Consider the following 25,158-nt stretch of genomic DNA (forward strand, 5'->3'; position numbering starts at 1 on the left):
ATATATATATAGTTATAATATATATATAATATAATAAAAATTGAAAAAATGAAAACACACAACCCTCTTAAAAATAACTGAGACAACTGAAACTGAGACAGCAGATAACTTAGTTACTTCTCTAAAAGGCTAATAATCAGTTGTTTACCAAGAAACGAAAAGGTAAATATGAAGTATGACGTCTCAAAAAAGACCGCCCAAAGGTGCTAAAACAGGAAAAAATGAACGAAAATAGTGCCATTTTTACTCTCACAGGCATCAAAATCCATGCACGAACCTATCGTTCCGATGATTTTCCCTGTTCTCGGAGCGCACGTAATTGGAGCCAAATTCATGTATCCTGACCTCATTTGGAAGGAATTATGAGGCATGAAGGGCAATCTCCCATCGAACTCTTGCCTATTTGAGATGTCGTAACGAAGCTTTGCGACGCAAAAAGGCGTCAAAAATCACTTTCCATCAGTTGGAGGCAGTAAACTGTCCAACTGGGAATTTTCTTTCAAATATTTTAGTACGCATTTCATTTGTTTTCCAAATTATTTTTTTATCTTTGCATAAGATAAGCTGCATCTCAGCAAAACATTCAACACTTAAAAACTCAATAACAATGAAACATTTGGATTTTTCACTCTTCACATTTTTTGCCTTGCTGATATTCTCTCAGCCATCTTTCGCCCAGAAACCGAATGCGAAACAACTGCCTATGCGAGAGAATTACGAGTGGCAAGGTGAGTTGCCCGTTTACGTCGAACAACTCAAACAGGAACTCACATACCCTATGGCATGGGGTAACAGTCCTATCAAAAACTTTGCAAAATGGAAGAAGGCTGCCCGTCAGAAGATATTTGAATGTATGATGGCACCTCCTCGCCGAGCCAAGTCGTGGGACATGAAGGTGATAGCCGAAGAACAACGAGATGGTTATCGTGCACAGAAAATCAGCTTCTGTGTCAACGCCTATGCCCGCATCACAGCCTATCTTCTTATACCCGACGGCAAGGGACCTTTCCCTGCCATCAATGCCCTCCATGACCATGGAGCCCACCTCTACATCGGCAAGGAGAAGATGATACGTCCCTTTGATGTCGACACCGCCGTTGTCGCCGATGCAGATGCATGGGCAAAGAAGTTGTACGAAGGTCAGTATCTTGGCGACTATCTTGCCCGTCACGGCTATGTAGTCTTCTCTGCCGACGCACCTCTTTGGGGCGAGCGTAGCCGTAAGGAAGGTATCGACCGCAACAAGTATGATATTATCGCCGGCAACATGATGATGCTTGGACGCGACCTTTCTGCCTTTATGACCTACGACGATATGGCTGGAACCGATTTCCTGTCTACTCTCCCTATGGTCGATAAGGACAGGATAGGATGTGTGGGATGTTCTATGGGCGCATACCGTTCCTGGATGCTTGCTGCCCTCTCCGACAAGATCAAGGCGAGTGCCAATATCTGCTGGATGATCACTACCGACGATCAGCTTACCCTGCGTTATGGACGAAAGGAGAACGGAGGGTTTGCCAACTGCATTCCTGCACTCCGTCAGTACCTCGACTATCCTCACATCGCCTCCTTGGCTTGTCCTCATCCTTCTCTCTTTATTAGTGGCACCCTTGACCATCTTTTCCCCGTCCCCGGAGTCAAGAAGGCTTTCGAGCAGATGCATGCTGTATGGAACAGCCAACATGCAGACTCTCTCCTTACCACCGAACTTTGGGACGTGCCTCATTCCTGCGGACTTCGCATACAGCAAAAGATTCTCCAATTCCTTGACCAAAACCTTTGATGAAGGAATGAAAGGGACTTCCTGTAAATGAACACGCCAAGTGTCTCCTATAAGCAGCACGTCCTGGGTTAGGAGTTTTCGCCCTTACATGGCGTTCCAACTGAACAGGTCGAAGTTTTTTCGGATGAAGCGAAGAAGGCTTTCAAATTTCTCAATATTGAAATTTGAAAGCCTTCTTTTTCTTCTTAAACAATTTCGGTTGCAGCCAATATCCCAATTTGGTACACAGAATTCCGATGCAGGCTCCCGCCACGACATCGTTCAGATAGTGCCGGTTGTTGTAGACTCGCAGATAGCCTGTCAGCGCAGCCATGGCGTAGCCCGAATATCCTATCCATGGCGACACGTCCTTATATTCTTGATACAGCATCTCTGCACCCATGAATGCCCTCGCCGTATGACCCGATGGAAATGACCTGCAGTCTCTGCCGTCGGGTCTTTCCTCGTTTACAGCCGCCTTCATGCCGAACGTAATGAGTCCCAATGAAGCGTACGACAGCGCTATGATGCCCAGGCGTTCTTTAGGTTCGTTTTTCCCCTTTACGCCTGCTAACCTCAAGCCCCAGGCCGTCGCCATGGGTGTAAACTGCAATACTTCGTCAGCCCTCAGATGATGCCTTCCCTCAGCCGACAGCCCTTTCTGAACCTCGCGCTTCTGTTGCGCAAACCAACCATGGTTCTGAACATACAGCGCAGCCAGTCCTGTTATGACTACAGGTACCAGTACGTCCTTCGGTCGCAGCACGGGTTTGCAGTCTGCCGTCATCATGGGGGCGGGCAATGGTCTTGTTGCGGCTACAATAGAGTCGGTCTGTACTGTTTCCGTTGTTTCCAACGAGTCCACCGACACCATGGCAGAATCCTGCGCCCACAGCACAGAGTTGCAACAGTACCAGCAAACAAGTCCCAGCAGAACCCTCCGTCGTAGGCACGAAGGCAAAAGAACTGATAAATCCATCATCATTTTGAATGTATAAAAAGTCTATTTTGTGTGCAAAAGTACGAAAACTTTTTGATTATCAAGAACTTTTTACTAACTTTGCACCCGAATTTAGACAAGTATCAGGCAGCCTGTCGCCTATTAGAGTAGGACAGGACAGCCTTGTCGCAAGCGTTTTCGGAAGGATATTGCACCCTATTAATGGCTGGGAGGGTGAATTCAGCCTTCTGCATTGAATACATTAATAAGGTAAAAAAGATTTGAAAACATTTTTAGAATTAGGCGTCAGCGAGGACATTCGCCGCGCTATTGAGGAGCTTGGATTCGAGAATCCAATGCCCGTACAAGAAGAAGTAATCCCCTATCTCTTAGGCAACAAAAACGATGTCATCGCGTTGGCGCAGACAGGAACTGGTAAGACTGCATCCTATGGCATTCCTGTCATTCAGAAGACCGATGCTAAGAACAAGCAGACACAGGCCATTATCCTGAGTCCTACCCGTGAGCTTTGTCTTCAGATAGCCGATGACCTCAACAGTTTCGCCAAGTACATCGACGGACTCCACATTGCTGCAGTCTATGGCGGAACCGATATAGGCAGTCAGATACGCACCCTCAAGCATGGTGTACAGATCATCGTAGCCACACCTGGTCGTCTTCTCGACCTCATCAACCGTGGCGTGGCTCAGTTGGAGCATGTGAACAATGTTGTATTGGATGAGGCTGACGAGATGCTCAATATGGGTTTCTCCGAGAGCATCAACGCCATCTTCGAGAATGTACCAGCGGATAGAAATACACTTCTCTTCTCTGCTACTATGAGCAAGGAGATAGAGAAAATAGCGCTCCACTATCTCCACGACCATAAGGAGATAGTTGTAGGCTCACGCAACGAGGGTGCCGAGCACGTCAATCACATCTACTATCTGGTGAACGCCAAGGACAAGTATCTTGCCCTGAAGCGTGTCGTAGACTTTTATCCCCGCATCTTCGCCATTATCTTCTGTCGCACCAAGTTGGAGACACAGGATATTGCCGACAAACTCATCCGCGATGGTTATAATGCAGAGGCTCTTCATGGTGACTTGAGTCAGCAGCAGCGCGACCTCACCATGCAGAAGTTCCGTAATCACAATGTGCAGTTCCTTGTGGCCACCGATGTTGCTGCCCGAGGACTTGATGTCGACGACCTTACTCACGTCATCAACTATGGACTCCCCGACGATATTGCCAGCTACACCCATCGTAGTGGACGAACAGGTCGTGCCGGAAAGAAGGGTACCTCGATCTCTATCATCCACACCCGCGAGAAGTTTAAGGTAAGACAGATTGAGAAACAGATAGGCAAAGATTTTATTGACGGCACCCTTCCTACTCCCGAGGAGATTTGTAAGAAACAGCTCTTCAAGACTATGGACGACATCATGAAGACCGATGTTGACGAGGATCAGATAGAGCCTTATATGGCAGAGATCAACCGCCAGTTCGACTACATCGACAAGGAAGACATCATCAAGAAGATGGTTACCATCACCTTTGGTAAGTTCCTCGACTATTATAAGAACGCTCCTGAGATAGTCAAGCCCGAAACCGGCAAGGGCTCTCGTGGCTCTCGTGGTGAGGGTAGAGGCTCAGAGGGTCATGGAAAGGTGTCTAACGGTCGCCGCAAGCACGAGGCAGAGGCTGGATACAAGCGTCTCTTCATCAACCTGGGCAAGGCCGACGGCTTCTATCCTGGCGAGATCATGCAGTATCTCAACAAGCACGTGAAGGGTCGCCAGGAGGTGGGACACATTGATTTGCTCTCTAAGTTTGCCTACATCGAGGTTCCCGAGGAGGATGCCAAGCGTGTGATGAAAGCTCTCAACGGTACAGAGTACAAGGGCCGCACCGTTCGTTGCAACGATGCCGACGAAGAGGGTCATGGACGTAGTGCCCGTGGCAGTCGTAGCGAGAGTCGTGAGAGCCGCAAGGGCGGCAAGGGCAGCGAGAGCAGAGGCAAGGGGAAAGGCAGTCGTGCAGAGAGTCGTAGCCGTAAGCCTCGCAGAGAAGAGGAGACAGGCGACTGGCGTCAGTTCTTCCAGCACAACGACAACGTTAAGTTCAAGGGCGAGGAACCCAACTTCGAGGAAGAAGGCTGGGCACGCCGCCGTCCTACGAAGAAGTAGTCGCCTTAGCGACAGAACTCGCATGTAAAAGTACTGAATTTTAGCCTTTTTCTATATTGGAAAGGGCTAAAATTGCAGTCATAATCCTTCTGTATAAATATTCATTGCCTAACAGGACTTAACTGTGAAAAAATAATTTCCCAGTTGGGAAAAAATTTTTTTCCAGTTAGGCAGATTCCTTTTTCCAGTTGGTGCGTGTTTTTTTTGGTGATTATGGAATAAATATACGGTATAATTATTCTTTTATTTTCTCAATTTTCACAAGTGGTTCAAGCACGCCCTGAAGGGGCAGAAGCTCTTAGCCCAGGGCAGCGCCCTGGGTATAATAGCAATCGGCAAGGCGCCCTGTAAGGGCAAAAGCTTTATGTATTGCCTTGATTTTTAAAGCTTTTGCCCTTACAGGGCGACAGATTTGCGTCCAAAACAACCCAGGGCGTTGCCCTGGGCTAAGAGCTTCTGCCCTTTCAGGGCGTGCTACGTAATTCCAACCGTACAGGTCGAAAAAGTTTTGTAAATTGTCTGGTACTTGAAAGCTTCTGCCCTTCAGGGCGTGTGGTGCTTACTTGCGAAAGTTCTGTAATCTAATCCGATGTTGTTTCGCCAACTGAGGAAGCAAAAATGCGCCAACTGAGGAAGCAAAAATGCGCCAACTGAGGAAACAAAAATGCGCCAACTGAGGAAACAAAAGTGCGCCAACTGAGGAAACAAAAATGCGCCAACTGAGGTAATCTCTACCTCACGGCATTATTGATAGATGAGGGTGAAGAGACGTTCGTCGGCGAAATATTCCTGGGCGACTTCCTGTATCTGCTGCGAGGTGATTTCGTCTATCTGCTCGTAGAGATGCTGGATGTTCTTGAGCCAGCCATAATGGAGGTAGCTCTTGCCGAAGTCGAGGGCGAAGTTCTCACGGTTGTCGCAAGCCACTCCTATCTGTCCCTTAATCTGCTTTTTGGCAGCTCTTAGCTGCGAAGGACTGAGAGGACGGTCGATGAAATGCTGCAACTCGCGGTGTACGAGGCGGCGGCAACGTTCGATGTCGTGGACGTCGCAGCCGTAATAGATGCTCCAGTAGCCCAGGTCGCTGTAGGTGGTCAGGTTGCTCTCTACGGTATAGACGAGGCCGTGATGCTCGCGAAGGGCGAGGTTGAGTTTGGCATTCATGCCAGGACCTCCAAGGATGTTGTTGAGAAGATAGAGAGGCATACGGCGTGCGTCATGGACATTGCAAGCCTGAGTGCCCGTCATGACGTGTGCCTGATGGGTGTGTTTGGGGATGATGACAGTACGTGGCTCCTGCAGAAAGTCGTGATGAGGCAGTTCTGCTGACTGGGGGCGCTGGATAGCAAAGGCTGCGGACAGTCCCACTTGAGCCTTTTCCAAGAGGCGTACAAGGCGGGAAAAGGAAATGTCACCATAGGCGAAGAAGATAGCATTGTCTGGACGATAATGACGATGGGCGAAGCGCTGAGCATCAGCTTGTGTGAAACTTCGTACGCCCTCTGCTGTTCCGAGGATGCTATGACCTAAAGGATGACCCTTGAAGAGGTGGTTCTCGAATTCGTCGTAGATGAGTTCGGAGGGTGTGTCGTTGTAGCTCTCTATCTCGTCGCAAATGACTTCTACCTCCTTGTCAAGCTCTGCCTGGGGATAGGTGGAGTGGAAGACGATGTCGGTAAGGAGGTCAACGGCCCGTGCTGTATGGTCGTGAAGGATGGCGGCATAGTAGACGGTAGACTCCTTGGTGGTGTAAGCCTGCAGGTCGCCTCCTACGCTTTCGAGGCTGTTGAGAATGTGCCATGCCCGGCGACGGCTGGTACCTTTGAAGGTGGTGTGCTCGCAGAAATGGGCAAGGCCTTCCTCGCCTGGCAGCTCGTCACGTGAGCCTGCCTGAATCTGATAGCCACAGTAGACGACGGGACTCGTAGAGGGCAGATGAATGATGCGAAGCCCGTTGGAGAGAGTATGTGTATTGTAATTCATGGCTGCAAAGGTAGTGAAAAATTGTTTAATAATAGCGAATTCGTTTTGCTTTCTTTGGGTTATTCTTTATCTTTGTGCTCAAAAATCAAAATTAACAGTTATGGTAACAGAAATTAAGAACGGGATTTATTACGTGGGTGTAAACGATAGAAACAAGCATCGTTTTGAGGGGCTGTGGCCTCTGCCCAATGGTGTGAGCTATAACTCGTATGTGATTGTAGACGAGAAAGTGACGCTTGTCGACACTGTGGAGGTGGATTTCTTCACTCAGTTTCTGGAGAATATCAAGGAAGTGATTGGTGAGAGGGAGATTGACTATCTGGTCATCAATCACATGGAGCCAGACCACAGCGGTTCGATAGCTCTCATCAAGAAGTATTATCCCAACATCAAGATAGTAGGCAACAAGAAGACCTTAGGTATGCTGGAGGGATTCTATGGCGTGACCGATGATGTGGTGGAAGTAAAGAATGGTGAGACGTTGAGCACAGGCAACCATGAGTTGAGTTTCGTGCTCATTCCGATGGTTCACTGGCCTGAGACAATGGTGACATTGGATGCTGCCAACAAGGTGCTCTTCTCGGGCGATGCTTTCGGCTGCTTCGGAGCGCTGAATGGCGGTGTGATAGACGAGGAGATCAACTGTGAGGGATTCTGGTTGGAGATGGTGCGCTACTACTCTAACATTGTGGGCAAGTATGGTGTGCCTGTACAGAATGCGCTGAAGAAGTTGGCAGGTGTGGAGTTAGACTTTATCTGTTCGACCCATGGCCCTGTCTGGCACGAGCATATTGCGAAGGTGATGGATATGTACGACAAGATGTCGAAATACGAGACAGAGCCAGGACTGGTGATCTGCTATGGTACGATGTACGGCAACACAGAGCGTATGGCAGAGATTATCGCGCGTGCTGCGAGCCAGGCTGGTGTGAAGAACATCGTAATGTATAACATCTCTAAGACCCACCATAGCTACATCCTGCGTGATGTGTTCCGCTACAGAGGTCTGATAGTAGGTGCTCCTACTTATAATGCAGGCTTGTACCATGAGATGGAGGTTCTTCTCTCTGAGTTGGCCAACAAGGACATCAAGAACCATCTGCTCGGCTGGTATGGCTCGCATTGCTGGGCCAGCAAGGCTGTGGCGAAGATACAGGAGTGGAACGACACACGCTTGCATTTCGAGGCTGTAGGCGAGCCTGTAGATATGAAACAGGCCATTACTCCCGAGGTGAAGGCGCAATGCGAGGCATTGGGCAAGGCCATGGGTGAGCGATTGCTGAACTTGTAAAAGTTTTATTACTCAAGTTTCGTAAGTGGTTTAAGTACGGGCTGAAGGCCCAAAAGCTCTTAGCCCAGGGCAGCGCCCTGGGTATAATGCCAATCTGCAAGGCGCCCTGTAAGGGCAAAAGCTTTGTAAATTGCCACGAGTTTTAAAGCTTTTGCCCTTACAGGGCGACAAGGTTTGCTGCCGTAATTACCCAGGGCGCTGCCCTGGGCTAAGAGCTTCTGCCCTTTCAGGGCGTGTGAGGAAAAACTTGCGAAACTTCAATTATGAGTCCACTTTAAAAAGTAGTTTTTTGTTCTTTTCCCTACAAAATGCCATTTGATTATCAGATGGTTACATATAAAGAAATTATCAAAAATGATTTTTTAAAGTGGGCTCAATTATTATATAAGATGTAGAATAGATTCGTTTCCCTCGTTGAAGAGGAGGTCGAGAATACTCATGTTGGGCAGGAAACCCAGCTTATGTTCATAGACCTGATAATAGCGGTGCGGAACGAAGTCGGCATCAGGAAGGGGGTGTTTGGGTCGTATTGACTCACGATAGTCGCAGAAGTCCTTCAGTTCGTCGCCCTGCAGATAATGGTCAGTGAGCGAGAGATGGGGACGGATGTCGAGCAACTCGATCATCTTGTGGGTTATCTCCATGTTGAAATCAAAGAGAAACTCGTATTTCTTCTCAAAGAAAGGACGCAAGTCGTCCTGGTAGTAAGGAAAGAATGGACTCTCGCCATAGGCTGAGGCAAGGGCGTTCCAGTGTACATGGCGCCAGTTGGCATGATCGGATATGCGAATGTCTTTGATTGACAGGGAAGTGCCATGTGTAGTAGGTATGGTGAGAGCTTGTGGACCATTGGCTGTGGCAATGATCATGCGGTTGCGGTAGGTCTGCTTGACGAAGTTCTCGTGCTGCTCTATGAGGCACGCCTCGCTGCGCTGTAGTTTCTGATACCACTGCACAGGACCGAAATAGGTGGAAGAAAGAATGGAAAGCATGTTGTTTTCACTTAAATATCAAGTGGGCTTTACCTATCATCTGGTGTTTATGAACGATTTGCGGGCCTCGCTGCGTGCGTACAAGGTAGAAGCGGCAGTCGGGACAGCCACAACGGCGACAGCAAATGGCAGGAATGACGTAGCGCACCGTGTCGAGGGTAATGGTGTCGCCAGGCAGTCGTTCTATGCGGCCAATGAAGTGGGCTTCGGTGACAGAGGCGCCACGACGTGCTATCGTATCGGTGAAGACTACGAGGTCGCCACGCTTGAAGCTGTCGCAATATACCCTGTTCACTATCACTCGGGAGCCAGACTTAAGGTAGGGCGGAAGCCCGCCTTGTGGAACCGAGAAGATAGTGAGGACGTAGGTGTGGACTGCCCATACAAGGAGCAGTGCCAGCACTAACGTGATGAGGTATTTGACGGCTACTTTCACTTAATGGATAGGAGTTACTTGATGTTGTCGACAAATTTGAAGAGGCGATTCCAGCGTATGCCCGAGAAGCCAGGATGGTCAGGGCTGTGGCTCCACCATATAAAGATAGGTTTACCCACAATATGGTCTTCTGGCACGAAACCCCAGTAGCGGGAGTCGGCTGAGTTGTGACGGTTGTCGCCCATCATCCAGTAATAGTCGAGACGGAATGTGTAGCTCTTGGCTACCTTGCCGTTAATAAGGATGCGGCCTGCATTGTCCACTTTCAGGTCGTTGCCCTCGTAAACCTTGATGCATCGTTCGTAGATGGGCAGGTTGTCGAGGGTCAGGGCGATGGTTTTACCCTTCTGTGGAATCCAAATAGGACCATAGTTGTCGCGTGTCCAGCCTGTATTGGCATTGATAGGGTATAAGTCGCCGTAAGTGGCATCGGTATTGATGCTGATGCTTGCCACGAGGTTCTTGTTGGCCTTGAGAGCCAGGTAAGCCTTGCGGGTAAGCGGAATGACGCCACTCTGGTTGTAGGTGAGCAGGTCTTCGTTGGTGATGCCCAACTCGTCGGCCAGGTCGACGGGGAACTCGCCACGAAGTTTCATCTTATAAGTGTACTGCACGTTGTCGGGCTCCTTGTTGGGACGTCCGTTGAGATAAACGATACGGTTCTTGATCTGGAGGGTCTGTCCGGGCAGTCCGACGCAACGCTTCACGTAGTTCTCGCGACGGTCTGTAGGACGGCTGATGATGTCGCCATACTCGCCAGGCATACTCTCGATGTAGTGGCGTCCTGTGGCGTACACCTGCTCGAAGTAGCGATAACGCTGCAGAGGAGTGAGGTGAGCCACGTCCTTAGCCAGGCCGTTCTGCTCCAGAATCTGTTCTCCGAAAGGATAGACGAGATCGTGATAGTAGTCGCATGCCTGATAGCGCTCCTCGTTGACGAGGGTGTCGCCGGCAGGATAGTTGAATACCACGATGTCGTTGAGTTTTACATTTCCCAATCCCTTGACACGGCGATAGTCCCAGTGAGGCCACTCTACGTAGCTTTTCATGTTGACCAGCGGCATGGTGTGCTGGGTAAGGGGCATGGTGAGTGGGGTCTGTGGAATACGTGGACCATAGCTTACCTTGCTTACGAAGAGGTAGTCGCCCGTGAGAAGGCTCTTCTCCAACGACGAAGAAGGGATGACGTAGTTCTGGAAGAAGAAGAGATTGATGAAGTAGACGGCTACAAGGGCAAAGACGAGCGCGTCAACCCAGCTCATGATAAAGCGTACGGGGCCCTCGGAATCTTTCCACCACTGCCAGCGTATCTTTTTGGTGATATAGACATCGTAGATAAAGGGCACGACAACAAGGCCGAGCCAACTCTGTACCCAGAGCAGGAAGGCAAGATAGAGGACCAGCACGATAGCGAACTTGGTCCACTGCACCTTCATATTGAGTTTTTGTTTCTGTTTGTCGATCATTAACTTGATAGAATTGGTTGATGGGGAATTAGAACTTAAAGAGGTCGGAAGTAGTGAGCAGGCCACTGTGGGTGGCAGTGAACTCAGCTGCCAGGACTGCACCGAGAGCGAAGCCCTTGCGTGAGTGGGCGCTGTGCTCAATGGTGATCATGTCTGCCTCAGAGTCATACATCACGGCATGGATGCCTGGCACCTCGCCGTCGCGAACGCAGTTGATGACCAAGTCGTCAGAGGTAATGTTCTGGTCGCCCTCGTCCTGATGACCGTCGTTGGTCCAGTAGGTGACACCACGCTTCCAGTCTTTCTTGCGGTCCAGATTGTCAATAATCTCTTCGGCAAGGGTGATGGCTGTTCCGCTTGGGGCATCGAGCTTATGTACATGGTGGGTTTCCTGCATGCAGACATTGTACTGTGGGAACTGATTCATGATTTTGGCCAAGTAGCGGTTGACAGCCTGGAAGATGGCAACACCGATGCTGAAGTTGGAAGCCCAAAAGAGAGTCTGCTTGCCATCGGCACACAATGCCTCGACTTCAGCCTTGTGGTCTTTCATCCATCCTGTGGAGCCGCTCACCACCTTGACATTGTGGGCGAAGGCCTTGAGATAGTTGCCATAGGCAGCTGTAGGGTTGGTAAACTCGATGGCGACATCTGCCGAGCAGAACTCGGGGCTGTCGATATCTTCAGGGTTATTCACGTCAATCTTACATACGATTTCGTGGCCACGCTGCAGGGCAATCTCTTCGATCATGTGACCCATTTTGCCGTAGCCAATCAAAGCTATTTTCATCGTTTATTTCTTGTTTTGTTTCTATCTGTTTTATGCTTTCACGCACGTTCGTGCGCGAACCTTTCGGCAAAAATAATCAAAAATATTGAAAATACGTCCTTAATAGTGACAATTAATAGAAAAATTTGGTTATTTTTGCAGTGATTTAGAGATAAAGCCCTCAAAAAGAGGATTTTTAGGACCAAAATAAGCAACATAAAGATTATGAAATACGTATTTGAGACCAAGATGGAAGTGCGCGACTATGAGTGCGACATAGAGGGAATCGTCAACAATGCCAACTACCTGCACTATATGGAGCACACCCGGCACCTCTTTCTGCAGAAATGTGGACTGAGCTTTGCCGAGATGCACCGCAAGGGAGTGGATGCAGTCGTGGCGAGGATGAATCTGCAATACAAGACACCGCTGCAGTGTGACGATGAGTTCTACTCGAGACTGTGGTTGGAGAAGCAGGGAGTGAGATATGTGTTCCATCAGGACATCTATCGTGCCTCCGACGAACGTCTGTGTCTGAAAGCTACCGTTGAGTTGGTGTGTCTCATACAGGGCAAGTTGGGCAACAGCGAAGACTACGACAGGGCTTTCGAGAAATACTTTGCCTGAGAAACATACCACTGCCCTCTGACTCCTTAACAATAAAAACTTAAAACCGATAACGATATGGAACAGCTACTGCACTATGTTTGGAAACATAAGCTCTTTCCGCTCACCGCTCTCTGCACGACATCGGGAAAGCCGGTAGAGGTGATTGACCCGGGACTGCACAATCGCAATGCAGGCCCCGACTTCTTCAATGCCAAGGTGAAGATAGACGGAACCCTATGGGTGGGAAACGTGGAAATACACGACAAGGCGAGCGATTGGTATGTGCATAGACACGACAAAGACGAGCGGTACGACAATGTGGTTCTGCATGTGTGCGGATGTGTGGACACAGAGGCGAAAAACAGTAAGGGAGAGGCTTTGACGCAGATGGCATTGGATATTCCCGACAAGGTGATGAAGAACTACAGGGAACTGTTGTCGGTAGACCAGTATCCACCTTGCTATCAGATCATCCCCTCGCTGACGAGTCTTACCGTGCATGCATGGATGAATGCCCTGCAGACCGAACGCTTAGAGCAGAAAACCAATGCCATAGAGGATCGGGTAAGAAGATGCAATGGTGACTGGGAGAATGCTTATTTCGTGACACTGGCACGCAACTTCGGCTTTGGTGTCAATGGCGAAGCCTTTGAGGAATGGGCTTTCCATATACCTTTGCAGGCCGTGGGACATCACCGTGACGACATTCTCCAGATAGAGGCCATCTTCATGGGGCAGGCAGGGCTGCTGGAACTGAACACCATACCGGAAAGATACCAGAAAGATGCTCTGAACGACGGATACTTTGCCAAACTGAGGAATGAATACAAATACTTGGCTCATAAGTTCAACCTGACCCCGATGGACTACAGGCAGTGGAGGTTTCTGCGACTCAGACCGCAAAACTTCCCGCATATCCGAATCTCGCAACTGGCACATCTGTACTATCAGCGCAAGGCAGGACTGAGCCAACTCGTAGAGGCCGCTTCGGTAGAGGATGCCAAGAAAGTGCTTGCCACGGCTGTGACGCCTTATTGGGAAACGCATTACACCTTTGGAAGCACCAGTGTGAGAAACGATAAAAACCTGTCTCCATTCTCGCTCAACCTGTTGTGTATCAACACCGTGGTTCCCATTCTCTTTGCCTATGGCAGACATAGGGGCGAGGAGAAATATTGCGACAGAGCTTTCGACTTTCTGGAACAGTTACGACCCGAGAACAACTACATCATCCGACTCTGGCAACAGTGTGGACTCGTGGTGGATAATGCCGGCGACTCGCAGGCGCTCATCCAGCTCAAGAAGGAATACTGCGACAAGAAGGAATGTCTGCGCTGTCGTTTCGGATACGAATATCTGAAACTCTAAGCATCCTGCTTTGTCGCATCTCTCTCAACTCAACATTCAATTTCCAACAAACTAACGCTCAATACTCAATCTCCGTGGACCAGCAAGAAATACTCAATACTATCACCCTGACACGACTGAACTACTTCAGTCTGGCAGGAATACTCGAACTCTATAGAAGAACGGGTTCGGCGACAACCATATTCGAGAACAAAGACCATATCAGAGACATTCTGCCTGATGCCACGCCTAAACTCGTGGAAACGCTGAAAAACTGTGACGAGGCAAGGCGCAGGGCTGAGGTGGAGCTGGAATATGACCTGAAATATGGCATTACTCCACTCTGTATGAGCGACGAACGATACCCGCAAAGACTGCGCGACTGCGATGATGCACCGCTGATGCTCTTTTATAAAGGATCGGCAGACCTGAACCAGAAACGGGTCATCAATATCGTGGGAACACGCCATTGTACGATTTATGGCGAAGATGTCATCAGGCGATTTGTTTCAGACTTGAGGCAGCTATGCCCGCAAGTCCTTGTTGTGAGTGGCTTGGCTTATGGCGTCGACATTCATGCCCATCAGCAAGCTCTGAACAATGGATATGAGACAGTGGGTGTGTTGGCTCATGGTCTGGACAACCTTTATCCTTCGAGCCATCGTGCTACGGCTGTGAAAATGTTGAGTCAGGGCGGACTGCTTACGGAGTTTCTTACCCAGACCAATGCTGATAAAATCAACTTCGTAAGGCGCAACCGTATTGTGGCGGGCATGTCGGATGCCTGTATCCTCGTGGAGAGTGCCGCCAAGGGTGGAGGACTGATCACCACCGAAATATCTCAGGCTTACAACCGCGATGTCTTTGCCTTTCCTGGACGCGTAGGCGATGTGTACAGCGAGGGATGCAACAACCTGATACGCAGCAATGGCGCTACACTTATCACGTCGGCAGAAGACTTTGTGAAAGACATGAGGTGGCAGGACGATGCCAAACTGATGAAAGCCAAGCGGCAAGGCATAGAGCGGACGCTCTTTCCTGATCTCTCGGCAGAGGAGCAAGCCATTGTCAATGTGTTGGAAAAGAACAACGACCTGCAGATAAACCTCATCAGCATTCAGTCGGGGATAGAGATAGGAAGGCTCACAGCCCATCTCTTCTCTTTAGAGATGAAAGGCATCGTAAAGACCTTGGCAGGAGGAATGTATCATCTGCTGAAATAGTGATTTTTCGAAAAAAAAGTAGTACCTTTGCAGCCGCAAGCAGGGAATGCTCTCTTGAAAGGGTTTTGAAAGAGGTATTTGAAAAAAGTGCTGATCCTTCTGCTGCTGGTAATAATTGAATTCAGGAAATATGAAAATAGGAAATATAGAATTTGGAAACAAACCGCTCTTCCTCGCTCCGATGGAAGACGTGACCGATATAGGCTTCCGTATGCTCTGCAAGCGATACGGAGCGGCTATGGTGTATACGGAGTTTGTATCGGCTGAGGCTCTGGTGCGCTCTATCAAGTCGACTGTCAACAAGCTGACCATCAGCGACGAGGAACGTCCTGTCGGTATTCAGATTTATGGCAGAACGACAGAAGACATGGTGGAGGCTGCCAAGATTGTGGAACAGGCGAAGCCCGATGTGATAGACATCAACTTTGGATGTCCTGTGAAGAAGGTGGCTGGAAAGGGAGCTGGAGCTGGTATGCTGAGAAACATACCGCTGTTGCTCGATATTACGCGTAACGTGGTGAAGGCTGTCAATGTGCCCGTGACGGTGAAGACCCGACTGGGATGGGACAGTGACAACCTTGTGATTACCGAATTGGCTGAACAGCTGCAGGACTGCGGCATTCAGGCGCTCACCATACACGGAAGAACAAGAAGTCAGATGTATACGGGAGAGGCCGACTGGCGACTGGTAGGTGAGGTGAAGAACAATCCACGCATCCATATTCCGATTATCGGCAATGGCGACATCACGACACCCGAAGAAGCTCAACTTGCCTTCGAGCGTTATGGTGTGGATGCTGTCATGGTGGGCAGAGCTACTTTCGGAAGGCCTTGGATCTTCAAGGAGATGCGCGACTACTTAGATAACACAGGGGCTGCTCCCCTCACCGTCGATGAGAAGATTGACATTCTGGAAGAACAGCTGCGCATCAATATCGACCGTATAGATGAGTACAGAGGCATTCTGCATACTCGCCGACACTTGGCTGCATCGCCTATCTTCAAAGGTATTCCCGACTTCAAGCAGACGCGTATCGCCATGCTTAGAGCCAATACCGAGGAAGAATTGAGGAGGATTCTTGCCGAATGTAGAGACAGACTGTCTCAACTCGCTGCTTGCCATCCCTAAACATAAACATGAAGACGCATATTCAAAAGCTGAGTTGCCCTTGCACAAAAGTTGAGTTTCCCTTGCACAAAAGCTGAGTTGCCCTTTACTAAAAGTCAATGAAGCCTGCTGTCTAACACTTCGCCTAACCTGTATATAGCAAAATAAAGATTAGGCGAAGTTAAATATAACCTATATTTAATTAAATATAAGTTAGGCGAAGCACTTTGCATCAGGCTTCTTGATGTTTCTTGTCCGTTCTGTTGAAATTAGAAAGCCGTTCAAACGACGTTTGTATGTCGTTTGAACGGCTTGGTTAGTATTGCCTGATGAAAACACCTAATATGGCAGGAATGCCTTTCGGGTTGCTACTTGGCGTTGATTTCCTTCAAGAGGCGATCGGCGTGTCCCCACTTGTCCATCAAGTAGAGCACGTAGCGGATGTCTACACCGATGCAGCGGGCCAGGCGCTTGTCGAAGTTGATGTCAGAGCTGAGGCTGTCCCAGTTGCCGTCGAAGGCAAGACCTATCAGCTCGCCCTTGCCGTTGAACATAGGGCTGCCAGAGTTACCGCCGGTAATATCGTTGTTGGTGAGGAAGCAGAGCTGCATCTTGCCAGTCTCCTTGTCCTGATACTTGCCGAAGTCTTTCTCTGAGAGCAATTCATGCATGATAGGCTCGGCATAATAGTCGATTACCTTGTCGCCCTGCTTCATTTTCTCAACGATGCTCTCGGCTGTGGTATAGTAGCCTGATGGCTTGCCCCCGAGGTCAAAACCGCCTACCTGACCATAGCTCAATCGCATGGTGAAGTTGGCATCGCTGTAGTGAGGCAGGTCTTCCTCCATGCGGAGCTTGGCAGCACAGAGATACTTCTCCTGCTCGGCGATAGAATCGGATACGGCTCCCATCTTCTCTACGAAGTCGGCATAGATGTCGTTCAGGTCCATTCCGTAGCTTACACCTGGGTCTTTCTCGAATCCCTTCTTGTTGAAGTAGAGCTTGGCGCCCTTCTTCATCAGGAGTGACTTCTCCCAGAGATAGTCTACATACTTGGTGTAGTCGCCACCAAACTGAGTGTCGATGGTGGAATAGAACTTGGGCAACCACTTGGTGTCAACGTGCTCCTTATAGTTCTTCAGAAGAGTGGCGAGCACCTCTTTGTCGAGAGCCATGTCCCATTCGTCAGAGTTGTCCTCAAACTCATGATACTGCTTCTTCTTGTTCTTCTCAGGGCCCTTTACCTCCATGTTGCTCTGCAGTTTGAGAGCACGGGTAGAGAACTCTACATTGCTTCTTCTTGTAAACGACTCGGCGAAGTTGGTCCAGGCATATTTCACGTCGGCACTCTGCTTGTAGAGCTGTGCAAGCTTGTCGAAGTCTACCTTGTGGGCCAGGTCGTTGGCAGCCTTGGCTGTGTCCTGCCATGTGCGAAGACGGGCTTCGTACTCGCGCTTCAGGTTGATGATGCCTATAGAGTCGATACATTTGTTCATGCCGAGGGCGTTCTTCCAGTAGTTGGAAGAGCTGGCATACTTGCTGTCGTACTTGATTCGTACAGCCTCGTCGGCACGCATGTGCTTCTGCATCACTTCCTGCTTCACGCCACGAACCTGTGCACGTGGAGCATTCTCGGCATCGCGCATGGTCTGGATGCCATAGCTGGAGAGGTAGCGCTCTGTTGTGCCAGGATAGCCCATGGTCATGGCGTAGTCGCCATCCTTATAGCCTTGCAGCGAAACCTGTGCCCAACGCTTGGGTTTGTAAGGCACGTTGTCCTTGCTGTAGGCTGCAGGACCATTGGTCTTAGGATCGGCATAAATGCGGAATACAGAGAAGTCGCAAGTTTGGCGGGGCCACATCCAGTTGTCTGTATCACCGCCAAACTTACCCATCGACTTAGGCACGGTGAACACTAAGCGAAGGTCGGTGAAGTCGCGGTAGGTAGTGGCGTACCATTTGTTGCCCTCGTAGAAAGGCTTGATGCTGACGTGCAGGGTAGAGTCGTTCTTCTTTACCTCCTGTGTCATCGCATTCTCCAGGCTGTCAGTCAATTCGCTACGCTTCTTGTTGTCCAACTTCTCATAGCCCAGGCTCATGAGTTTGTCGGTAACATCTTTCTGGTCGATCATGAAACTTACGAACATGTCCTCGTTGGGCAGTTCTTCCTCGAAGCTCTTGGCAAAGAAGCCGTTGAGCATGTAGTCGTGCTCCACGGTAGAGTGGCTTCTGATAGCCTCGAAACCGCAATGGTGATTGGTGAATACCAGTCCGTCGGGTGAAACGACTACTCCAGAGCAATAGCCGGAGAAGTTGACCACAGCGTTCTTCAAGGCGTCCTCGCCATTGTAGAGCTGGTCGTAAGTCATACTGAAACCTTCACGCTGCATCATCTCGTACACTGCGTTTGGCAAGTTGTAAATTGTCCACATTCCCTCATCAGCGTGTGCGGTGTTGATTCCGCAGAACGCCATGATAGAGGCGATAAGGACCGTTGCTTTTTTCTTCATTTTATTCTTTGTGTTGTTGTTATACGATTTGCAAAGTTACGATTTTTCTGCGAGATAACATTAAGTAGAACAGAAAAAGCGAAAAATTCCATCAAAGTTTCTTATTCAGTTTCTTTCTCATGTTTCTATGGCTTATTCGATGATGAACCTCTTCTCTACCTTGTGTTTAACAAATTCTCTAACTGCGAATAGTGGTACATTTTCCATCCATTCTTGGTCTTGGAAACCTCGCATGGAGAAACGGATACCTTTGAGATGATAGGAGGCAAAATCGTGAGTGATAAATGCTGCGAGTGATTTTGCCTTTACATTCTCCTCTGCCTTTACTTCTATTGGTAAGATTTCGCTGCCGGCTTGTACTATGAAATCAATTTCTTGGGTAGAGCTTGGCTTACTGTAATAATATATGGGTAAGTAAGGAAGAGATTTCAGCTGTTGAAGCACGAAATTCTCAGTAAACGCCCCCTTGTATTCGCTAAACACGTTGTTGCCAATGAGAATCTGGTCAGGTTGTGCCATTGTGAGTGCTCCCAACAAACCTACATCAAGCACATATAATTTGAAAGCATCCATGTCTGCATAGAATTTTAATGGAGATTTGGCATCTCTTGTTCTTTCTACCTTATGGACGAGTCCTGCGTCAGTGAGCCATTGTATTGCAATCTCGAAATCTTTAGCCCTAGCTCCTTTTCTTATTGCACCATAGATGAACTTCTTGTTCTCGCGAGCCAGTTGGGCTGGGATTGATTGCCATACCATTCTTACTCTTTGTGTCTGTTCTTCAGTGTGTTTGCTGATATCAGCCTCGTATGCATTCAAGATGTTTTGCTGAATTTGCCTTACTTGCATTGGGTTGTGATTTTGTGTAAATTCCAATACTGCTTCGGGCATACCTCCAACAAAGTAGTATCGTCGAAGGTATTCTATGAATTTTGGAGCGAGGCTGTTGATAAGTTCCTTATCTCCGCTTTGCAATAAATCCAAAAGTTGTTTCTCTCCATTGGCAAGTAGAAATTCCTCATAAGTCATGGGGTAGAGGTGCATGATGTCAACTTTACCGACAGGGAAGGATTCTCCTTTCATGTTCATGACACCGAGCAATGATCCTGCTACGATGATATGCAATTCTGGCTTGTCTTCACAGAAATATTTCAGCGAGGACAAAACTGGTGGAATCTCTTGTATCTCATCGAGAAATACAAGGGTCTTGCCAGGAGTGATGTCTTGGTGTGCATAAGCAGCAAGGCCGATGGAAAGTCTTTCTGCATTTGCGTCACCTTGAAAAAGTTGAGCAATGCTTTTGTTTTTGTAACAGTTGATGTAAACCATATTCTCAAATTCGTTGTCTCCAAACTCTTTGATAATATAGGTCTTGCCAACTTGTCTTGCTCCATACATGATGAGAGGTTTCCTGTTGCTGGATAATTTCCAGTCTTTCAGATGGTTGTATATGAATCTTTTCATGTTTGCTACACTTTTGTGAGGGAATATTATTTGTGTCTGTACATTTTTGTGAGGGAATAATATCTTATTCTCAACACTTTTGTGAGGGAATATCGCTGCAAAGATACTGATTTCTTTTGTAAAACCACAAAAAGTCGTCCTTAAAAGTGTGATATTTTACAACAAGTCGAACTGAAAAGTGCAAAAACAGCTGATATGCAAGTGTGCATACCAGCTGCTTTCTTATGTATCTGTTACTTTCTAAAGTACTTTCCTACGACCGGCAGACTCTTCAAAGGGAAATCCTTCTTCACGAGGTAAGCAGCGAAGATGAGGATGAGTGCCGTGTTGATGAGGCAGGCGATTCCACTGGAGAAGTATCTGTTAGCCTCGGTCATTCCCACGAAGAGGACGAGGGCGAGAACCACATAGATCATCATCTCCTTCACCGGATAGTTGATAGGATACTTCTTCTGACCCACAAAATAGGAGAGAAGCATCGCCGTTCCATATCCTGCAAAACCAGCCCAGGCACAGGCAATGTAACCATAGATAGGCACGAAGATAACGTTGATGGCTATTAACACCAGGCAGCCGATGCCCGAGAAGTAAGCACCCCAGATGGTCTTGTCGATGAGCTTGTACCAGAAACTGAGGTTGAAATAAACTCCCATCATGATCTCTGCTGCCATGACGATAGGCACAACCTTCAGTCCGTCCCAGTAGTCGCGGCCGATGATGTGGCGCAATACATCCAGATAACCTACCACTACAAGGAAGGCAAGCAGGGTGAAGATGACGAAATACTTCATCGCCGAAGCATAAGTCTGTCGGTTGTCCTTATCCTTTGCCTTGCCGAAAACGAACGGCTCATAAGCATAGCGGAAAGCCTGGGTAATCATTGCCATGATCATCGCAATCTTGCTGGCAGCTCCATAGATTCCGAGCTGTGCATGAGCATCGCCCTTCTCATAGATGTAAGGGAAGAGAATCTTGTCCGCTGTCTGGTTCAGAATACCGGCAATACCGAGCACGAGGATAGGCCAACTGTATCCCATCATCTTTCTGACAAGCACTTTGCACTCGCTCCAGGAACATTTCTCTCCCATGAATCCTTCCTTCAGTTCCTTGTAGAAACAGAAGGTGATGGATGCGGTACAAACCAGGTTGATGTAGAAAGCATAACCCACATCGTGACCATCCATGATGACGTAGTAAACCAGGTTGAGTGCAATGTTCAGTCCGATGAAGAGCAACTTGAAGGCAGCAAACTTCAACGGGCGTTTTTTGTATCTGAGATAAGCGAATGGGATGCACTGGAAAGCATCAATAGCCACCGTTACGAACATCGTCCAGACGTAAGCAGGATGATCAGCGTAGCCCATCGCATCGCTCAAAGGTGTGATGAAGAGGAATACTAAGGCGATGAAGAGCAGGGAGGTGAAGCCCACCATGCTCAATACCGTGTGATAAACTTTCTCTGAATTTTCTCCCTCCTTATTGACGAAACGGAAGAAGGTGGTCTCCATTCCGTAGGTCAGGATGACGAGGAGTAACGCCGTATAGGCGTACATGTTGGTGATGACACCATAACCACCACTGGCGGCGCTGATCTTAGCCGTATAGAGTGGTACAAGCAGATAGTTCAGAAATCTGCCGATGATACTGCTCAAACCATAGATGGCGGTATCCTTTGCTAAACTTTTGAGGTTTGCCATATTAATTTGTTTTTTATTATCCGAAGAATATATATGCTATAGCGATTGCTGCGATGACTCCTGCCAAATCGGCGAGCAAGCCGCAAGCCACGGCGTGGCGGGTATTTCTGATACTTACGCTTCCGAAATATACTGCCAAGATATAGAAGGTAGTATCGGTGGAACCCTGGAAGATGCAGCTCAGTCGGCCCACAAACGAATCAGGACCATAGTTCTTCATCGCTTCCAGCATCATGCCTCGTGCGCCACTTCCCGATAGCGGTTTCATGATGGCGGTAGGCAGGGCGCCTACGAAATCGGCATTCAAGCCACATTGTTCTACCGACCAGGAAATGCCTTGAATCACCATATCCATCGCTCCCGAAGCACGGAACACGCCGATGCCCACGAGAATCGCTACAAGATAAGGAATAATCTTCACCGCAGTAGTAAAACCTTCCTTCGCTCCCTCGATAAATGCATCATAAACATTCACTTTCTTCCAGAAACCCGCCAGAATAAAGCAGAGGATGATGCCTAAGAGAATCATATTCGAAGCCAGGGTGGTAACCGTGTTCATCGTATCCTTATCCATCTGTCCGAATCCCCAGATGATGATGCCTACGAAGGCGCACATTCCCAGCAGAGTGGCGAGCAATACCGGCTGCAGGATGTTGATGCGCTGCCAGAGCGAGGTGATGATGATGCCGGCAAGTGTAGCCACGAGCGTAGCCATCAGGATAGGGATGAAGACATCCGTAGGCTGGGCTGCACCATAGGAGGCACGGAAAGCGAGGATAGTGGTAGGGATGATGGTGAGTCCAGAGGTGTTCAGAACCAGGAACATGATCATCGGGTTCGTCGCCGTATCCTTCTTCGTGTTGAGTTCCTGCATCTGCTGCATCGCCTTCAATCCTGTAGGTGTTGCCGCATTATCGAGTCCCAGCATATTCGAAGCGATGTTCATGAAGATGCTTCCCATTACCGGATGGTTCTTCGGAATATCAGGGAAGAGTCGGGTGAAGACCGGACTGAGCGCTCTTGCCAACACATTCACTACTCCTGCCTTCTCTCCTATCTTCATGATGCCAAGCCAGAGGGCGAGCACGCCCGTCAGTCCGAGTGAAATCTTGAAGGCATTCTTGGAAGAGTCGAAGGTGGAATCTACAATCTTCTGGAAGATAGTCGTATCTCCCATTGCCAATCCTATGAGTGCGAAGATGAACGCAATCACGAAAAATGCTATCCAAATGTAATTTAAAACCATTTATTTTGTATAATTCTTCAATTTACTATAGCTTCTAATTTTCTACCAGCTTGGTAGAAAGTTAGAGAGCCTGTTTGTTGTTTTTTCAAGCACGGCTGCAAAATTACAACAAAAAACTTGTATAGGGTTCGTTTTATATAGAAAATCCCTCATTGAGGGAGGATTTTGATGAATTTTATCCCTCATTGAGGGATTTTTGCCATTCGCGTTTTAGCAGTACGCCCTAAACGTGTCAAGAGAACGAATGGGCAAGTGTTGACTCCTGAGATGGAGATTACTGTTACAATTCAACAATATACTTCTGACACTTTTTATAATGGGGCGAAGGAGATACAAGATGGGAAGTAATATGTCCAACTTGGCTTTCTCAAATGGGGAAATGGAGTTAATAAGTTTATTCAACTTTCGCTGGGTTCAGAAGTAATAGAAGTTAAGTTGTAGGTTCAGCCATAAGGCGTATTTTGACATTCGATATTCAGCAGTAATCTTTTTGCCTCGATGCCTCCTGCGTATCCTGTCAGTGAGCGGTTGGTGCCAATGACGCGATGGCAAGGGATGAGAATGCTGATGCCATTGGCACCGATGGCTTGTGCCACAGCCCTTATACCTTTCATCTTGTTTATCTTTTGTGCAATCTCTTTGTAAGTTCTTGTTTCTCCATACGGAATTTCAAGTAAGGCTTGCCATACTTGTTTTTGGAAGTCGGTACCAACGGGATGTAAGGGAATTTCGAATGTATGGCGCTTGCCTGCGAAATACTCATCAAGTTCTTTCTTTGTTTCTTCCAGGACGGCAGAGGGGGCAATGATGCATTCTGCATTCAGCAGTCGCATGAGCCGGTGCTTGTTGCGTTCGGCACATGGCATTTTGTTCCAATCGCACAGGCATAGACAGTCGCCTGCCGATGCCAAGATGATTTCGCCACAAGGTGAGTTGTAGTATTGGATGAATACTACTTGTTTTCTGCGTAAATCTTTCATGATCATATTTCTCATAAAATTTAGGAAGTGAGCAGAACTTCTAACAATTCATTGGCAAGTTTGTTGTCTACCACTTTTATCACATTGTCCTCTTCTGTTGCATAGCCAAGGGCATTTATTGCGCCATACCATACGATGTCTTTGTCTATGATGGTTGTGCACAGTTTTACTTCTGGCAAAATTCTTACAGACAATCCTCTTTGTAGGAGGTGTACTGTTTCTGGGTTACTTGCTGTCGTGATAATGAGAACTTCGATTCCGATATGAGCCAACTCGTTCAACTGATTGACCAAAACATTATGCTCTATCCTATATAACTTGGGAGAAGAAACAACGATGGAGCGCTTGGCATCTCCAATACTTGAAGAGTAAGGACGGGAAAATGTTCTACCGTTGAATATCTGCTCTTTACAGACAGGTATGCCTATATCTTTTACATTGTCAAACAATGTGTGTGAATGTCGGGAAATGATTTTATATCCAATGGAAGCGTAACCCTTCAGTCGCTTCCTGTACATATTGTCGCAGACAGGTTCATGAATGTCAATGTAATCATAGATGCGCACATCTTTCTTTCCTTCGTTTTCGCGGTGCAGTCGGCCAGCATATTGGGCAATGAGACCTTTCCATGAAATGGGCAGAGCAAGGAAAAGGGTGTCAAGGCGAGGATAGTCAAAACCTTCGCCTACATATTTTCCCGTTGCGACTATCACCAAAGGTTCTTCCCTGGAAATCTCTTGCAAGTGTTGCTGCATCTCCCGTTTTTCTTTCGTGCTTCCAGTCCCAGTCAATGTAATAACATTCTTCACTTTATCCCTCAACTTTTCGGCTAATTTGGTGACATGAGCAGTTCTGTTGGTCAGAATGATTGGCGTTCTTCCGGCTTCAACAGCCTTAAACACATCTTCTACTATGAGCGTATTGCGTATCTCGTCTTCTGAAAGCAACTGATACAATGTCGTTATAGACTGTTTGTCATCAGTAATGGAACGGAATGATGTGAATCGAGGAATTAGATACCTCTCAAATGATAGTTTCGCTATCTGACTTTTAGCATCAGCAGAGAAACGAATGGGGCCACATTGCATGAATATACCCCAGTTCGGGATAAGAATAGTTCATAAAAAAGTTGGTAGTCTCACA

At 48.0% G+C, this 25,158-nt stretch carries 18 protein-coding genes and 1 pseudogene; 7 read left to right on the forward strand and 12 right to left on the reverse strand.

The genetic code is table 11. The features are described 5' to 3' along the window. The first annotated feature begins 607 nt into the window (after positions 1-607). Complete coding sequence (locus tag F7D20_RS07970; protein ID WP_158463580.1) at positions 608-1,786, forward strand: dienelactone hydrolase family protein; 1,179 nt, start codon at positions 608-610, stop codon at positions 1,784-1,786. A 151-nt stretch (positions 1,787-1,937) separates the two neighbouring features. Here the strand turns inward: F7D20_RS07970 and F7D20_RS07975 are convergent, their stop codons facing one another. Next, positions 1,938-2,747: a phosphatase PAP2 family protein gene (locus F7D20_RS07975; protein ID WP_228114140.1), complete on the reverse strand. Its 810-nt coding sequence runs from the start codon at positions 2,745-2,747 to the stop codon at positions 1,938-1,940. 239 nt (positions 2,748-2,986) lie between these two features. On the opposite strand from F7D20_RS07975, the gene F7D20_RS07980 reads away from it, so the two are divergent. Continuing rightward, the gene (locus F7D20_RS07980; RefSeq protein WP_158463581.1) at positions 2,987-4,894 is read left to right on the forward strand and encodes a DEAD/DEAH box helicase; all 1,908 of its coding nucleotides are present in this window, start codon (positions 2,987-2,989) and stop codon (positions 4,892-4,894) included. Positions 4,895-5,638: 744 nt separating this feature from the next. Here F7D20_RS07980 and F7D20_RS07985 read toward each other — a convergent pair. Beyond that, entirely contained in the window at positions 5,639-6,877 is a 1,239-nt protein-coding gene (locus tag F7D20_RS07985; RefSeq protein WP_158463582.1) for a M16 family metallopeptidase, read from the reverse strand. A gap of 100 nt (positions 6,878-6,977) precedes the next feature. On the opposite strand from F7D20_RS07985, the gene F7D20_RS07990 reads away from it, so the two are divergent. Next, a complete protein-coding gene (locus F7D20_RS07990; RefSeq protein WP_158463583.1) occupies positions 6,978-8,168 on the forward strand; it encodes an FprA family A-type flavoprotein in 1,191 nt (396 codons plus the stop codon). Positions 8,169-8,548: 380 nt separating this feature from the next. Here F7D20_RS07990 and F7D20_RS07995 read toward each other — a convergent pair whose 3' ends face one another. Genes F7D20_RS07995 through dapB form a run of 4 tightly spaced genes read right to left on the reverse strand, consistent with a single transcriptional unit; the run spans position 8,549 to position 11,852 of the window. After that, positions 8,549-9,160: a WbqC family protein gene (locus F7D20_RS07995; protein ID WP_158463584.1), complete on the reverse strand. Its 612-nt coding sequence runs from the start codon at positions 9,158-9,160 to the stop codon at positions 8,549-8,551. A 7-nt stretch (positions 9,161-9,167) separates the two neighbouring features. Next, positions 9,168-9,596, reverse strand: a complete 429-nt coding sequence (locus tag F7D20_RS08000) for a S26 family signal peptidase (protein WP_022253069.1) — start codon at positions 9,594-9,596, stop codon at positions 9,168-9,170. Positions 9,597-9,610: 14 nt separating this feature from the next. Beyond that, the gene (gene lepB, locus F7D20_RS08005; RefSeq protein ID WP_158463585.1) at positions 9,611-11,062 is read right to left on the reverse strand and encodes a signal peptidase I; all 1,452 of its coding nucleotides are present in this window, start codon (positions 11,060-11,062) and stop codon (positions 9,611-9,613) included. A gap of 28 nt (positions 11,063-11,090) precedes the next feature. After that, a complete protein-coding gene (dapB, locus tag F7D20_RS08010) occupies positions 11,091-11,852 on the reverse strand; it encodes a 4-hydroxy-tetrahydrodipicolinate reductase (protein ID WP_158463586.1) in 762 nt (253 codons plus the stop codon). Between the two features lie 201 nt (positions 11,853-12,053). Here dapB and F7D20_RS08015 point away from each other — a divergent pair, with 201 nt between their 5' ends. The 4 genes from F7D20_RS08015 to dusB all read left to right on the forward strand — a co-directional run bounded on the left by F7D20_RS08015 (position 12,054) and on the right by dusB (position 16,139). Beyond that, entirely contained in the window at positions 12,054-12,458 is a 405-nt protein-coding gene (locus F7D20_RS08015) for an acyl-CoA thioesterase (RefSeq protein ID WP_217758817.1), read from the forward strand. A gap of 57 nt (positions 12,459-12,515) precedes the next feature. Next, complete coding sequence (locus F7D20_RS08020) at positions 12,516-13,808, forward strand: DUF2851 family protein (RefSeq protein ID WP_158463587.1); 1,293 nt, start codon at positions 12,516-12,518, stop codon at positions 13,806-13,808. Positions 13,809-13,882: 74 nt separating this feature from the next. Continuing rightward, positions 13,883-15,010: a DNA-processing protein DprA gene (dprA, locus tag F7D20_RS08025; protein WP_276505310.1), complete on the forward strand. Its 1,128-nt coding sequence runs from the start codon at positions 13,883-13,885 to the stop codon at positions 15,008-15,010. A gap of 130 nt (positions 15,011-15,140) precedes the next feature. Then, positions 15,141-16,139, forward strand: a complete 999-nt coding sequence (gene dusB / locus F7D20_RS08030; protein ID WP_158463588.1) for a tRNA dihydrouridine synthase DusB — start codon at positions 15,141-15,143, stop codon at positions 16,137-16,139. Between the two features lie 347 nt (positions 16,140-16,486). Here dusB and F7D20_RS08035 read toward each other — a convergent pair whose 3' ends face one another. The 6 genes and pseudogenes from F7D20_RS08035 to F7D20_RS08060 form a co-directional block, all read right to left on the reverse strand. Next, positions 16,487-18,628, reverse strand: coding sequence for a S46 family peptidase (locus F7D20_RS08035; protein ID WP_158463589.1), 2,142 nt, complete (start codon positions 18,626-18,628; stop codon positions 16,487-16,489). A 132-nt stretch (positions 18,629-18,760) separates the two neighbouring features. Continuing rightward, positions 18,761-20,092, reverse strand: coding sequence for an ATP-binding protein (locus F7D20_RS08040; RefSeq protein WP_158463590.1), 1,332 nt, complete (start codon positions 20,090-20,092; stop codon positions 18,761-18,763). Positions 20,093-20,325: 233 nt separating this feature from the next. Further along, positions 20,326-21,789 (reverse strand): oligosaccharide flippase family protein, encoded by a 1,464-nt coding sequence (locus tag F7D20_RS08045; RefSeq protein ID WP_158463591.1) that lies wholly within the window; start codon positions 21,787-21,789, stop codon positions 20,326-20,328. A 16-nt stretch (positions 21,790-21,805) separates the two neighbouring features. Next, a complete protein-coding gene (locus tag F7D20_RS08050; RefSeq protein WP_158463592.1) occupies positions 21,806-23,035 on the reverse strand; it encodes a nucleoside recognition domain-containing protein in 1,230 nt (409 codons plus the stop codon). Positions 23,036-23,478: 443 nt separating this feature from the next. Continuing rightward, positions 23,479-24,015, reverse strand: coding sequence for a methylated-DNA--[protein]-cysteine S-methyltransferase (locus F7D20_RS08055; protein ID WP_158463593.1), 537 nt, complete (start codon positions 24,013-24,015; stop codon positions 23,479-23,481). A 20-nt stretch (positions 24,016-24,035) separates the two neighbouring features. Beyond that, positions 24,036-25,109, reverse strand: a pseudogene (locus tag F7D20_RS08060) (TOTE conflict system archaeo-eukaryotic primase domain-containing protein); the annotation flags it as partial. Between the last annotated feature and the right edge of the window lie 49 nt (positions 25,110-25,158).

It is taken from the genome of Segatella copri, assembly GCF_009495355.1.
GTDB lineage: Bacteria > Bacteroidota > Bacteroidia > Bacteroidales > Bacteroidaceae > Prevotella.

Bases quoted from the DNA above. Each gene is read 5' to 3' on its own strand.
- dusB (WP_158463588.1), top strand. From the start codon at position 15,141: ATGAAAATAGGAAATATAGAATTTGGAAACAAACCGCTCTTCCTCGCT.
- F7D20_RS07995 (WP_158463584.1), bottom strand. From the start codon at position 9,160: ATGCTTTCCATTCTTTCTTCCACCTATTTCGGTCCTGTGCAGTGGTAT.
- F7D20_RS08020 (WP_158463587.1), top strand. From the start codon at position 12,516: ATGGAACAGCTACTGCACTATGTTTGGAAACATAAGCTCTTTCCGCTC.
- F7D20_RS07975 (WP_228114140.1), bottom strand. From the start codon at position 2,747: ATGATGGATTTATCAGTTCTTTTGCCTTCGTGCCTACGACGGAGGGTT.
- F7D20_RS07970 (WP_158463580.1), top strand. From the start codon at position 608: ATGAAACATTTGGATTTTTCACTCTTCACATTTTTTGCCTTGCTGATA.
- lepB (WP_158463585.1), bottom strand. From the start codon at position 11,062: ATGATCGACAAACAGAAACAAAAACTCAATATGAAGGTGCAGTGGACC.
- F7D20_RS07990 (WP_158463583.1), top strand. From the start codon at position 6,978: ATGGTAACAGAAATTAAGAACGGGATTTATTACGTGGGTGTAAACGAT.
- F7D20_RS08055 (WP_158463593.1), bottom strand. From the start codon at position 24,015: ATGAAAGATTTACGCAGAAAACAAGTAGTATTCATCCAATACTACAAC.
- F7D20_RS08040 (WP_158463590.1), bottom strand. From the start codon at position 20,092: ATGAAAAGATTCATATACAACCATCTGAAAGACTGGAAATTATCCAGC.
- F7D20_RS08035 (WP_158463589.1), bottom strand. From the start codon at position 18,628: ATGAAGAAAAAAGCAACGGTCCTTATCGCCTCTATCATGGCGTTCTGC.
- F7D20_RS07985 (WP_158463582.1), bottom strand. From the start codon at position 6,877: ATGAATTACAATACACATACTCTCTCCAACGGGCTTCGCATCATTCAT.
- F7D20_RS08050 (WP_158463592.1), bottom strand. From the start codon at position 23,035: ATGGTTTTAAATTACATTTGGATAGCATTTTTCGTGATTGCGTTCATC.
- F7D20_RS08045 (WP_158463591.1), bottom strand. From the start codon at position 21,789: ATGGCAAACCTCAAAAGTTTAGCAAAGGATACCGCCATCTATGGTTTG.
- dapB (WP_158463586.1), bottom strand. From the start codon at position 11,852: ATGAAAATAGCTTTGATTGGCTACGGCAAAATGGGTCACATGATCGAA.